Source organism: Thermococcus camini, assembly GCF_904067545.1.
Taxonomy (GTDB): Archaea; Methanobacteriota_B; Thermococci; order Thermococcales; family Thermococcaceae; genus Thermococcus; species Thermococcus camini.
The window spans coordinates 1,800,752-1,813,040 of sequence record NZ_LR881183.1; the positions used below are offsets into that span (position 1 = coordinate 1,800,752).

Sequence of the window (12,289 nt, forward strand, 5' to 3'; positions counted from 1 at the left end):
AGGTGATAAGCATGGCCGAGAGTCCGTTTAAGGCCGACATTGAGAGGGTTGGGAAGGAGTATAGCGAAAAGATGACCCCCGGAGCGATAGCAACGATTCCTGGAAGCAGCGTCATAAACAAGACCGGTTCCTGGCGTGTTTTCATGCCCGAGTTCAACCGGGACAAGTGCGTCCGCTGCTACCTCTGCTACGTCTACTGCCCGGAGCCGGCCATCTACCTCGACGAGGAGAACTACCCCGTCTTTGACTACGACTACTGTAAGGGCTGCGGCATCTGCGCGAACGAGTGCCCGACGGATGCAATAATAATGGTTAGGGAGAGCAAGTGAGGTGGTGAACGATGCCGATGAGAAAGGTTATGAAGGCCAACGAAGCCGCCGCCTGGGCGGCCAAGCTCGCCAAGCCGAAGGTCATAGCGGCGTTCCCGATTACACCTTCAACTCTCGTTCCGGAGAAGATCAGTGAGTTCGTCGCCGATGGGGAACTCGACGCCGAGTTCATCAAGGTCGAGAGCGAGCACTCGGCGATTTCAGCCTGTGTCGGTGCCTCTGCGGCAGGTGTTAGAACCTTCACCGCGACCGCTTCCCAGGGTCTGGCACTCATGCACGAGATACTTTTCATTGCAGCAGGCATGAGGCTCCCGATAGTCATCGCCGTTGGAAACCGCTCCCTCTCAGCCCCGATCAACATCTGGAACGACTGGCAGGACACCATCAGCGAGCGCGACACCGGCTGGCTCCAGTTCTACGCCGAGAACAACCAAGAAGCTTTAGACCTCATACTCATCGCCTACAAGGTCGCCGAGAACGAGAAGGTCCTTCTCCCGGCGATGGTTGGATTCGACGCCTTCATCCTGACCCACACCGTTGAGCCGGTCGAGATACCGGACCAGGAGCTCGTTGACGAGTTCCTCGGCGAGTACGAGCCTAAGTACGCATACCTCGACCCAGCCAGGCCGATAACCCAGGGTACTTTAGCGTTCCCGGCCCACTACATGGAGGCCCGCTATACCGTCTGGGAGGCCAACGAAGCAGCGAAGAAAGTCATCGATGAGGTCTTTGAGGAGTTCGAAAAGAAGTTCGGCAGGAAGTATCAGAAGATCGAGGAGTACAGGACGGACGACGCTGAGATAATCTTCGTCACCATGGGCTCCTTGGCTGGAACCGTCAAGGAGTACGTTGACATGCTCCGCGAGAAGGGCATCAAGGTCGGTGCTGCAAAGCTCACCGTTTACAGACCGTTCCCGATCGAGGAGGTCAGGGAGCTGGCGAAGAAGGCCAAGGTTCTTGCTCTGCTTGAGAAGAACATCACCTTCAGCGTCGGTGGGGCACTCTTCCAGGACTTCAGCAGAGCTTTGATAAACGAGAGCGAGAAGCCCATCTTAGTAGACTTCATCCTCGGCCTCGGAGGCAGGGACGTCACCTTCAAGGACCTCGACGAGGCCCTGGCCATAGCGCAGAAGGCCCTCGCTGGAGAGGAGTTTGATGAGGTCAACTGGATCGGCCTGAGGAAGGAGATTCTGTGAGGTGATGAAGATGGCAGTTAGAAAGCCCCCGATCACAACTCGCGAGTACTGGGCACCCGGTCACGCCGCCTGTGCCGGCTGCGGCTGTGCCACCGCTCTCAAGCTCGCCACCAAGGCCTTCAGCGAGGCCATGGAGGAGAAGTACGGCGATCCAAACGCCTTCGCCATAGCCCAGGCCACCGGATGTATGGAGGTCGTTAGTGCCGTCTTCCCGTACACCGCCTGGAAGGCCCCATGGCTTCACGTGGCATTCGAGAACGCGGCTGCAGCTGCCAGCGGTGTTGAAGCAGCATGGAAGAAGCTCGGAAGGAAAGGCAAGATACTCGCCATAGGCGGTGACGGCGGTACCGCCGACATCGGTATGCAGGCGTTAAGCGGTATGCTCGAGCGCTGGCACAACGTCGTTTACCTGATGTACGACAACGAGGCCTACATGAACACAGGAATCCAGAGGTCAAGCTCCACCCCCTACGGTGCCTGGACCACCACCAGCCCGCCGGGCAAGTACTCCATCGGTGAGGACAAGCCCAAGAAGTGGGTCGCCCTCATAGCTGCCGCCCACCAGGTTCCCTACGTCGCAACCGCCAGCATAGGCAACCCCTTCGACTTCGTCAAGAAGATGAAGAAGGCCGCCAAGGTGGACGGCCCGGCTTTCGTCCAGGTCCAGTGTACCTGCCCGACCGGCTGGAAGAGCCCGCTCGAGAAGGGCGTTGAGATAGCTCGCCTCGCCATCGAGACCGGTGTCTGGCCGCTCTTCGAGATCGAGAACGGCGACATCTGGAACATCAAGATACAGGCTCCGGGAGGAGGCGCCAAGGTCAAGCGCGAGGGAGGAAGGGTCGTCGCTATCGAGTTCAAGAAGCCCATCGAGGAGTACCTCAAGCTCCAGGGCAGGTTCAAGCACCTCTTCAAGCAGCCGGAAGCAATAGACGTCATGCGCGAGCAGATAAAGGCAATGTGGAAGACCATCGGCGTTGAGGTCACCCTTCCGAAGCCGGAGGAGTGAGTTCCTCCCCTTTTGTTTCCCATTTTAATGCCCCGATAAAAGGGAAGCAACGTCAGCCGGCGGTTCTTTTAGTGAGGTATTCTCAAAGCAACCCGTTCTGAGGTGTGAGGCGTGATCGGGGCGGTCCTGGCGGGGGGCAGGAGCAGGCGCTTCGGGGGCGACAAGCTCCTCGTCAGAATCGACGGCAAGCCCCTTATTCTCCACACGATTGAGAGGCTTGAGCTGGCGAGGGGAATAGACAGAGTAGTGATAATCCCATCCAGGGAGAACACCGACAGGATTCAAGCGCTCGGCTACGACATCCTCGTCGATACACTCATGATCGGCCCGATAGGCGGCATCTACACCGCGCTGAGCCTCGGCGATGTCTTCGTGGTGGCAGGGGACATGCCTCTTATCGTCCCCGATTTCATTGATTTCATCATTGATGTGTTTCAAAGGGCAAAAAAGCCGGCTTGTGTGCCCAGATGGGCAAACGGTTACCTCGAACCGCTCCATGCAGCATATTCTCAGGATTTCCTCCCGCTTCTTGGGGAAAAGATCGAGGGAGGAAACTACGCTATAAACCAGGCCGTGCGGGAAAGCGACTCCTGTTACGTGGACATCGATGAACTGCCGGAGGAATGGCGGGGGAGCCTCTTCAACGTGAACACCCGCGGGGACGTTGGAAAGCTGATGGGAAGAAACGTTTAGATCCCCCGGTGCCCTCCCGGGAGTTGTCCCGGGCCAAAGACCCGACTATCCAACCTTTTGTTTATAACACCAATATCAAAAAAGTGTTAAAAATCGTGCTACTTGATCTGAAATTGGTGATACAATGCTTGAGCTCAACCGGTTGGTGGCGGAGAGAAACGCTGATGGAATACTGGAATACGCGAGAGAGTTCCACGGCCACGTTTGCCCCTACCTCGCCCTGGGAATACGGGCGTCGCTGATAGCGATGGAGGAGCTCGGGGTTGGGAGGCTCGACTACTCCGGCAGCGTCGATGAGTCGGTACTCGCGATAGTCGAAGTAAACAGCTGCTTCACCGACGGCGTCCAGGTCACCACGGGCTGCACCCTCGGCAACAATTCGCTGGTGTACCTCGACCTCGGAAAAACCGCCCTGACGCTCGTAAAGCGCTCCACGTGGGAGGGCGTCAGGGTTTACGTCGACGGGGAAAAGCTGAGGAGGCACTATCCCCCCGAAGCTCTCGAGCTGTTCAACAAGGTCGTCAGGGAGCGGAGGGGAACCGAAGAGGAGAGGAAGCGCCTGTGGGAACTGTGGGAGAGGGTAGCGAGAACCATGCTCCACCTCCCCAAGGAAGAATTCAAAATCGAGAGCGTAAAGGTTCCCCCAATAGAACAGGCACCGATAGTTGAGAGCGCCCGCTGCTCAAAGTGCGGCGAGCTGTTCATGGAACCGAAGGCGGTTTACATAAACGGCGAACCCTTCTGCCTCCGATGCGCCGGCGAGGCATACCTAGGGGTCGTCGGCAGGGGCATAGTGGAGATCAACCAAACCGCTCCAAGGGGGTGCTGACATGGGAAAAGTTATGAAACGGCTGCTCGCGGTTTTCCTCATACTGCTGACCGTCTCCCTGAGCGGGTGCATCGGAAGTACCGCCGGGAAAAGCGGGTCAGAGACCACGACCGGAACCATAACCGTCACCGATGCGCTGGGAAGGACCGTAGAGGTTCCTGCCCACGTTGAAAGGGTCGTTGCGGCGGGGCCGGGTGCGCTCAGGCTGGTCGTTTACCTCAACGCGAGCGACATGGTGGTTGGCGTTGAGGACTTCGAGAAGAGGTACTCATTCGGGAGGCCGTACATCATAGCCCATCCGGAGCTTAAAGAGCTTCCCAGCATAGGCCCCGGCGGCCCCGGAAAGCTGCCGGATTTCGAGGCCCTGATAAAGCTTAAGCCTGACGTGATATTCATCACCTACGTCGATGTCAAGACCGCAGACGAGATAGGGGAGAAGACGGGTATTCCTGTCGTCGTGCTCAGCTACGGGGAGCTGGCGACCTTCGATAACGAGGAGCTGTTCAAATCGCTCGAGCTGGCCGGGAGGATTCTCAACAGGGAGGAGCGCGCCAGGGAAGTCATAGCCTTCCTAAAATCCGCGCAGGAGGACCTCCTGAAGCGCACGGAAGGCGTCGAGCCGAAGAGCGCATACGTGGGTGGCATCGGCTACAAGGGCGCCCACGGGATAGAGAGCACGGAGGCAGGGTACCCGCCGTTTGCGGCGGTTCATGCAAAGAACGTCGCCGATGAGCTGGGGAGCGGCCACAAATCCATCGACGTGGAAAAGCTCCTCGAATGGCAGCCGGAGTACATCTTCATAGACGAGGGAGGGCTTAAGCTTATCCTCGACGACTACAGAAAGAACCCAGACTTCTACAACTCCCTCAGCGCAGTGAAAGAGGGCAACGTTTACGGCATACTGCCGTACAACTTCTACACCACCAACATAGGCACGGCCCTGGCGGATGCCTACTTCATAGGAAAAGTCCTCTATCCCGAGCGCTTTAAAGATGTAGACCCGGCTGAGAAGGCGGACGATATATACAGGTTCCTCCTCGGAAAGCCCGTTTACACCGTCATGGCGGACCAGTTCGGAGGCTTCGGGAGCATAGACCTCTCCAACGGGACCGTGAAGCACTCACTACCGACGTCACCGTGATGAAAATGGACTACGAGAGGTACACCGCCAAAAAGCTCTCCATTGGCATTTTCCTCTTTCTCCTCACGGCCCTGGTTAGCCTGTACTCCCTCTCCCACGGCTCGTATGAACTCACACCCCGCGAGGTTCTGGAGGCGCTCCTCGGGGGAGAGGGGGGCGCGAGCCTCGTCGTCTGGAAAGTCAGGCTTCCCCGCATAGCCGCGGGCCTCCTCGTGGGGGCCACCCTGGCCATAGCAGGTGCCGTCATGCAGGGCTTCCTCAGGAACCCGCTGGCCACGCCATTCACGATGGGGGTTTCCCACGGCGCGATGTTCGGGGCCTCCCTCGCGATACTCCTTGGGGCAGGCTACGCCGAGAGCTCCGGCAGGATATCCCTTGACAACCCCTACGCCGTCGTCCTCTTCGCCTTCCTGGGAGCCATAAGCGCCACGGCGGTAATACTGCTCCTCGCGAAGCTGAGGGGACTGAGCCCGGAGGCGATAATCCTGGCGGGAGTAGCGATGAGCTCCCTGTTCGTGGCCCTGACCACCCTCGCCCAGTACTTCGCCGACGAGCTTCAGCTCGCCGCTATGGTTTACTGGAGCTTCGGGGACCTCGGCAGGGCCACATGGAGGGAAGATGCCATAATGGCCGCCCTCTTCATCCCGGTCCTCGGGTACTTCATCGTCAAGCGCTGGGACCTGAACGCCGCAGCCATGGGCGACGAGGTGGCGAAGAGCGTTGGCGTTGATGTTGAGCGGGTGAGGCTGATCTCCACGTTCCTCGCGGCCCTGATAACCGCGGTCAGCGTTGCCTTCGTGGGGGTCATCGGCTTCGTCGGCCTGATAGCCCCTCACGCGGTGAGGCTGGTGGCAGGCGGAGATCACCGCTTCCTGATTCCCCTGTCGGCGCTGGCGGGGGCGCTCCTCCTTGTAACTGCCGACACCATCGCGAGACTCATCCTGTCGCCGATGATACTCCCGGTGGGTATAGTAACGTCCTTCCTCGGCGCGCCGACGTTCATCTACCTGCTGGTGAGGATGGAGGGAAGGAGATGAAGCCGTCATCCAAAAAGACCGTCCTGAGCGCCAGAAACCTGCGGTTCTCGTACAACGGCTCCGAGGTGCTCGGGGGGATCAGCCTGGACGTTAAGGAAGGCGAATTCGTGGCTGTGCTCGGGCCCAACGGTGCTGGTAAGAGCACCCTCGTGAAGTGCCTGGCGGGGATACTGAACTGCGGCGGAGTGGAAGCCTCTGGACGGCCCCTCCGTGAATACTCAAGGGACGAACTGGCGCGCCTCATCGCCTACGTCCCTCAGAGAACAGAGCCGGGGTTCATGACGGTCTTCGACACGGTGCTCCTCGGGAGGAGGCCCCACATGGGGCTGAGGCCCTCAAAGAGGGACATCGAGGCTGTCAGGGCAGCCCTGAGGACGCTCGGGATAGAGAACCTGGCGGCCAAAACTACGAACAGGCTGAGCGGCGGTGAGCTTCAGAAGGTTGGAATAGCCCGGGCCCTCGCCCAGGAGCCCAGAATACTCATCATGGACGAGCCAACGAACAACCTGGACATAAGGAGCCAGCTGGAGGTTATGAGACTCGCCAGGACGTTCTCCAGTGAGGGAGGAACCGCGATAGTGGTGATGCACGACGTCAATCTGGCGCTGCGCTTCGCGAAGAGGTTCATCTTCATGAAGAAGGGAATGATTGTGGCAGATGGAGGTCTTGAGATTCTCGACGGGGGGCTCTTCAGAGAGGTTTACGGCGTGGACGTTGAGATCGGGGAGATACGGGGCATACCCGCCGTCGTCCCGATTTGAAGTACCCAAATATGGGCAATATTGTCAGATTTTTGGACAAAACTTTTAAGCACCTTAGGCCAACCAAAGCCGGAGGTGAATGAGATGACGATCAAAGCTCCCACACTCAACATAGGCGGACTGGGCGCTGACCCCCTCACCCAGAGGATAAACGAGAAGCAGGAGAAGTGGACGTACAAGATAGCCGTCCTGAGCGGCAAGGGCGGCGTTGGCAAGAGCACCGTTGCTGTCAACCTCGCCGCCGCTCTGGCAAAGAAGGGCTACTTCGTCGGAATACTCGACGCGGACATACACGGACCGAACGTCGCCAAGATGCTCGGCGTTGACAGGGCCGAGGTTCTGGCCGAGAAGATGGAAGACGGCAGGTTTGAGATGATACCCCCGATGAACGACTTCCTCGGCCAGACGACTCCGATAAAGGTCATGAGCATGGGCTTCCTCGTCCCGGACGACCAGCCGATAATCTGGCGCGGTTCGCTCGTCACCAAAGCCATCAAGCAGCTCCTCGGCGACGTCAAGTGGGGTTCGCTGGACTTCATGATAATCGACTTCCCACCTGGAACCGGCGACGAGATACTCACCGTTACCCAGACCCTCAAGCTCGACGCCGCGGTAATAGTCACCACTCCTCAGGAGGTCGCTTTGCTCGACACCGGCAAGGCGGTTAACATGATGAAGAAGATGGAGGTGCCCTACGTCGCTGTCGTCGAGAACATGAGCTACCTCATCTGCCCGCACTGCGGCGGCGAGATAGACATCTTCGGCAAGGGCGGCGGGAAGAAGCTCGCCGAGAAGGAAGGCGTTGACTTCCTCGGCGGCATACCCATAGACCTCAAGGCCAGGGAGGCCAGCGATGCCGGCATCCCCATAGTCCTCTACGAGGACACGGTTGCCGCCAAGGCCTTCATGGAGATAGTTGACAAGCTCATCGAGAAGCTCGAAGAGATGAAGGCGGACGAATCTAAAGCGGAGTAATCCCCCATTATTCCCTCCTTCTTTATAGGTCCCCTGCATTAACTTTTTAACCACCTCCGGGTATCTCATCGGGAGGGAGAGCATGAAGAGGGTTCCCGTTCTAATCGCGCTCATCCTCCTGCTGGCGGTTCCATTCGTTTCTGCCGGCGAGCTGGCATATTATCCAAACCCCGAAGAGTTCCAGGCGTTTCTGAGCTCAAATTCCACCTACACCGTCGTCCCGGGCAACGAGAGCTGGGCGATGGGCTGGGCATACTACGTGGACGAAAAGCTCTACACAGTCAAGCGTCATGGAAACGACACCCTGGTTCTCGTCGGTAACGTTTACAACAACGAGCTCATGGCGTCCGTCTGGAACCGGACGGGACTCCCCGCGAACGCCTCCCTTCTCCCATCCATCGTCGTCCTCAACGGCACGGTTCTCATAACGGGCTCGGAGGACAGCATCCACCTCACGGAGAGGGCATTTGAGGGACTGTGGAATCCCCCCAGAGGCTCGGTGGCCACATTTCTGACGCTGGCCTTCACCATAATCATCGTGTTCCTGGTTCTCCTCAGCGGCGACGACAGCCACGCGGGAAGGTTCTACGCGCTGGCGGCTTCCCTCTTCCTGGTCTGGTACCTCACGGCGGAGAGACCCAGGCTCACTGACGAATTTCTGGCATACCTCTCGTCCGCCCTAAAATTCGCGGCCGGCGGCTCCCCGGATTCCCCCCTGAGCGCCATCATGGGAGCAGTCTTCAGAACGGTGCCCCCCATCGAGGAGAACATAATCTTCGTCCACTGGCTCCTTATACTCATAATAATGTCTTTCGCGTTCTACCTGGCGCCGAAGAGGTCCCGCGAGCTGGGCTTTCTGGTCTTCGGGCTGACCTTCGTCGCCCCGATGTTCAGGGAGAGCTTCCGTGAGGTAAGCGGCGGTGCCCTGGGCCTCGCGGGTTTCATGATAGCCCTCGCGATAGTGAGCAACGTGACGTTCTCGCCCGAGAGGTGGAAGGCGCTCATTCAGACGGGTGTGCTGTCCCTGTTCACCCTCCTGGCGGTGGCGATAAATCCCTACCTCGTCCTTATGCCGCTGATATTCGTGATAGCGTTCCCCAAAAGGCACCTCAGAAACTACGCGTACCTGCTCATAACGGGAATCGGCGTCTTCCTGCTCTACGAGGCCTTTGGACTGCCTCTGGACATACCATCAAACATGGACCCCAGGGCACCCGCACACGTCAGGGACTTCCTGCTGAACGGCTCCCTCACGATCGCAACTGCAGTTTACGCGATCGCGGGAAGAGAAAAAGGCATAAGAATGAAGGGACAAACGGCATTTCTGCTCCTGATGACCCTGGTCTACATCCCGGCGGCGCTCTTCGTGCCTGCCATGTTCCCCTACTGCTTCGTCCTGCTGGCGGCCCTCGCGGTCCGCCTGATCCACGGGCTCACTCCCCGAACTTGATGGCGCCGATGAGGGTTCCCTTCAGGTGTGGCCCTATCTCCTTGATTATGCCCGGTGCCTGGGTGCCCTTCTTGAGTATGAGGAGCGTCTCCATGAGGCCCAGCTCCTCTATGCGCCTGACGTCCCTGCCGTGGCCGGTCTGGATGAGGGCCTTCTCAACGTTCTCGCTAACCGTCCCGGTTATGAAGAGCTTGTCGTGACCGTCGTTGAGCCAGGAGTTTATCCTCTTCAGCTGGGAGTCGCTGAAGGCCAGCTCAACCTCCCTGGCACCGAACTCTACCTCCCTGACGGTTACCTCGATGGGGAGGTTGTCAACCCAGCCGAACCTGCCTATCATCCCCCTGACCGGGATCTCACCGAAGGTCTCCTTCAGGTAGTAGAGGGGCAGGAGGGCGTCCTTCGGCCTCGGACTGAAGATTCCAATGTCAACGTAGGCGCCGTAGCCAACCTTCCCGAGGTCTATGAAGCGGCCGCGGTAGGTCTCTCCCTCTTTAACCGCGCTCAGCCTGTACGGAACCTCGCCGAACTCATCGCGCACCAGGTTCGCGCTTATCTCCTCGTCCTCCCCGGCAAGGGAGACCTTCACCCAGTTCTTCTTAACCGCGGAAAGCTTCCACTTAACTTCCAGATCGCCCAGAAGGGACCTTAGCTTCCTGTCGAGTTTAAGAAAACCGCTCCTGTCACCGTAAACTTTCTCCAGAATAACCACTTCTTCCATTCCCACCATCCCCGAAGTTCATTAAAGGAAAGCCATTCAGTTGGACTTCTTTCTGGGCTTCTTCCTGAGGCCAAGTTCTATCTCAAGCTCCTCGATGCGTCTCTTGAGCTCCTCCACGACCTCGGTGTTGTCGTACTGCATGAGCATCGCACCACATATCGGGCACTGGAACTCGTACTCCATGGCCTCGTCGAAGGTAAGCTTTGGATGACCCGGTGTACCGCAGTGGTAGTATATCTCGCTGGTCTCCTCCTCCAGCATCTCCCTGAGCTTCTTGAGCTCAGCCATCTTTCTGGAGCGGATTATCTCTGGGAGGCGCTTGATCTCAAGGCGCCAGTAGTAGTAATACCAGCCGGTCTCCTTGTCGCGGATGCGCTTGAACTCAGCCAGGCCCTGGTCGTAGAGCATGTAGAGAACCTTTCTCACCGTATTAACGCGTATCTCCGTTATCTCCGCAAGTTCCTCGTCCGTGGCTTCCTTCTTCTTCTCGAGAGCCTTAATTACCTCAACGGCCTCCTCGCCGCCCATATCCATTGCAAGTTCGAGGAGCTCCTTGTTCTTCCGCCTTGCCACAGTAACGACCTCCAGAGAATATTCGACCCCCTGACTTCACGCCCACAAAGCTGTCCAATATTAAACTATGTGGGCTGGACTATATATAGGTTTTTGTCATATTTCCAACCACAATGAACAGAAAAGAACATCAAATGAAAGTTTACTCGGTGAAGTACTCGTTGAGGAGCTCCTTCGCCGAGGGCTTGTAGAGCTCTATAACCTCTATGTGCTCTATAACGTTTCCCTCGCGGAGCTGGAGCCTGACCTTCCCGCCGTAAACCTGAAGGTCATCAAGCATACCGTATATGGCATCCTCAGCCTCAAGGGGGGTCTTGAACTTCATTATGTACTCCTCACCCTCCGAGAGAATGAGCTTGACCCAGTACTCGTTCTTTCTCTTGAACGGACGGGTGATCTTGGGCTTGAAGTTGTCGATTATGATTTCCAAGCGCGCCACCTCCACTCCAAGGACTTTTGGCCCCTCTAAGACTTTTAGGGCACGGATTTTTAAGGATTTCTTAAGGGGAAGCTTAAAAGGAGTACATCGGCAGGTATTTAAACGTTATGAAAAGGGCCCCTCCCGGAGGGAAAACGAGCCCGCTCAGTTCCTGCCGAAGGGCAGGTTGAGACCAACCTTCCCTGCAGCAGCTATGACGTCCTCAAGGGACATCACCGCGCTTCTGGCTCCAACCTTCTGAACGGTGAGGTACGCCAGAAGCATCCCGAGCCTCGCGGCGTCGTCCAGCCCCCATCCGTTGAGAACACCATATACAACGCCCGCGTCAAATGAGTCCCCGGCACCGGTGGAATCAACGACCTCCGCGCTGAGCCCCCTGATTTCATGAACGTTTCCGGAGGCGTCCCTGACCAGCGCCCCTCCCCCGTTCAGGGTAACCACGAGATTTTTGGCCCCCGAGAGGGAGAGGTCGAGGGAACCGAACTTTCTCCGGTACTCATCCTCGTTCATCATCAGGTAATCCACCTTTCTCTCAACCTCTGGAGGAAGCTCCGCCTCGCCTATGTCGAGGGAGACCGTGATGCCCCGCGAGTTGGCAAAATTGACAACATCCACTATCGTCTCCGGCGGATTGGAGGAGAGGTGAACGTGCCTCGCCCTGGAGAGATAGTCGAAATCGATGTCCTTGAAAAGGTTCGCACCGGGGTACTTCACTATTCTCTTGTCCTCCCCACGTATCATCGCTATGGCCACACCCGATGGGACATCGACGACCCTTATTCCTCCCGTATCAACGCCTATCCTTCTAAAGTACGAGAGGTGGGCCTGGCCTATCTCGTCTCTCCCGACGGCGCCTATGTACCCGGTTCTCAGACCGAAGTGCGCGAGCCAGCTTATGGTGTTCGCGGCCGCTCCACCGAGGCCAAAGAAAGCCTCCTCCGCGTTGACCTTCTCGTGAAATTCCGGAAAACGCTCGATGAGCATTATGATGTCATAGTTGAGGTTTCCAATCCCCACCACATCGAACTCCGCCATCCTCTCACCCCTGCGGTGGAAGCTACGGGGCATCCGTTAATAACCTTGCGCCGCGGGGGAAAGATTTAAATATCCATTCCTACTCATATATGGGTAAGAGGTGAACA

General features: G+C 57.7%; 14 protein-coding genes. 10 read left to right on the top strand and 4 right to left on the bottom strand.

What is annotated here, in order from left to right:
* Positions 1 to 11 precede the first annotated feature (11 nt).
* The 10 genes from porD (at position 12) to TIRI35C_RS09920 (ending at position 9,417) form a co-directional block, all read left to right on the top strand.
* A complete protein-coding gene (porD, locus tag TIRI35C_RS09875; RefSeq protein ID WP_188203215.1) occupies positions 12 to 329 on the top strand; it encodes a pyruvate synthase subunit PorD in 318 nt (105 codons plus the stop codon).
* Between the two features lie 11 nt (positions 330 to 340).
* Entirely contained in the window at positions 341 to 1,525 is a 1,185-nt protein-coding gene (porA, locus tag TIRI35C_RS09880) for a pyruvate synthase subunit PorA (RefSeq protein WP_188202701.1), read from the top strand.
* A gap of 10 nt (positions 1,526 to 1,535) precedes the next feature.
* Entirely contained in the window at positions 1,536 to 2,531 is a 996-nt protein-coding gene (gene porB, locus TIRI35C_RS09885) for a pyruvate synthase subunit PorB (RefSeq protein ID WP_188203216.1), read from the top strand.
* A 111-nt stretch (positions 2,532 to 2,642) separates the two neighbouring features.
* The gene (gene mobA, locus TIRI35C_RS09890; RefSeq protein ID WP_188202702.1) at positions 2,643 to 3,224 is read left to right on the top strand and encodes a molybdenum cofactor guanylyltransferase MobA; all 582 of its coding nucleotides are present in this window, start codon (positions 2,643 to 2,645) and stop codon (positions 3,222 to 3,224) included.
* Positions 3,225 to 3,348: 124 nt separating this feature from the next.
* The gene (locus TIRI35C_RS09895) at positions 3,349 to 4,053 is read left to right on the top strand and encodes an FmdE family protein (protein ID WP_188202703.1); all 705 of its coding nucleotides are present in this window, start codon (positions 3,349 to 3,351) and stop codon (positions 4,051 to 4,053) included.
* A gap of 13 nt (positions 4,054 to 4,066) precedes the next feature.
* Positions 4,067 to 5,194 (top strand): iron ABC transporter substrate-binding protein, encoded by a 1,128-nt coding sequence (locus TIRI35C_RS09900; RefSeq protein WP_188203217.1) that lies wholly within the window; start codon positions 4,067 to 4,069, stop codon positions 5,192 to 5,194.
* A gap of 5 nt (positions 5,195 to 5,199) precedes the next feature.
* Positions 5,200 to 6,231 (top strand): FecCD family ABC transporter permease, encoded by a 1,032-nt coding sequence (locus TIRI35C_RS09905; protein ID WP_188203218.1) that lies wholly within the window; start codon positions 5,200 to 5,202, stop codon positions 6,229 to 6,231.
* Positions 6,228 to 6,992, top strand: a complete 765-nt coding sequence (locus TIRI35C_RS09910; protein ID WP_188202704.1) for an ABC transporter ATP-binding protein — start codon at positions 6,228 to 6,230, stop codon at positions 6,990 to 6,992. Before TIRI35C_RS09905 ends, TIRI35C_RS09910 begins: the two co-directional genes overlap by 4 nt.
* An 84-nt stretch (positions 6,993 to 7,076) precedes the next feature.
* On the top strand, positions 7,077 to 7,967 hold the full coding sequence (locus tag TIRI35C_RS09915) for an Mrp/NBP35 family ATP-binding protein (RefSeq protein WP_188202705.1): 891 nt from the start codon (positions 7,077 to 7,079) through the stop codon (positions 7,965 to 7,967).
* Between the two features lie 82 nt (positions 7,968 to 8,049).
* Positions 8,050 to 9,417 carry a hypothetical protein gene (locus TIRI35C_RS09920; RefSeq protein ID WP_188202706.1) on the top strand — a complete coding sequence of 456 codons (1,368 nt, stop codon included), beginning with the start codon at positions 8,050 to 8,052 and terminating at the stop codon, positions 9,415 to 9,417.
* Here the strand turns inward: TIRI35C_RS09920 and TIRI35C_RS09925 are convergent.
* From TIRI35C_RS09925 to TIRI35C_RS09940, 4 genes are all read right to left on the bottom strand, one after another.
* The gene (locus tag TIRI35C_RS09925; protein WP_188202707.1) at positions 9,401 to 10,135 is read right to left on the bottom strand and encodes a DUF2110 family protein; all 735 of its coding nucleotides are present in this window, start codon (positions 10,133 to 10,135) and stop codon (positions 9,401 to 9,403) included. The two genes, TIRI35C_RS09920 and TIRI35C_RS09925, sit on opposite strands and share 17 nt — an antisense overlap.
* 36 nt (positions 10,136 to 10,171) lie before the next feature.
* The gene (gene tfe / locus TIRI35C_RS09930) at positions 10,172 to 10,708 is read right to left on the bottom strand and encodes a transcription factor E (RefSeq protein ID WP_188202708.1); all 537 of its coding nucleotides are present in this window, start codon (positions 10,706 to 10,708) and stop codon (positions 10,172 to 10,174) included.
* Between the two features lie 142 nt (positions 10,709 to 10,850).
* Complete coding sequence (locus tag TIRI35C_RS09935) at positions 10,851 to 11,138, bottom strand: hypothetical protein (RefSeq protein ID WP_014013190.1); 288 nt, start codon at positions 11,136 to 11,138, stop codon at positions 10,851 to 10,853.
* A gap of 153 nt (positions 11,139 to 11,291) precedes the next feature.
* A complete protein-coding gene (locus tag TIRI35C_RS09940) occupies positions 11,292 to 12,215 on the bottom strand; it encodes an ADP-dependent ribose-1-phosphate kinase (RefSeq protein ID WP_246454763.1) in 924 nt (307 codons plus the stop codon).
* Positions 12,216 to 12,289: the final 74 nt, after the last annotated feature.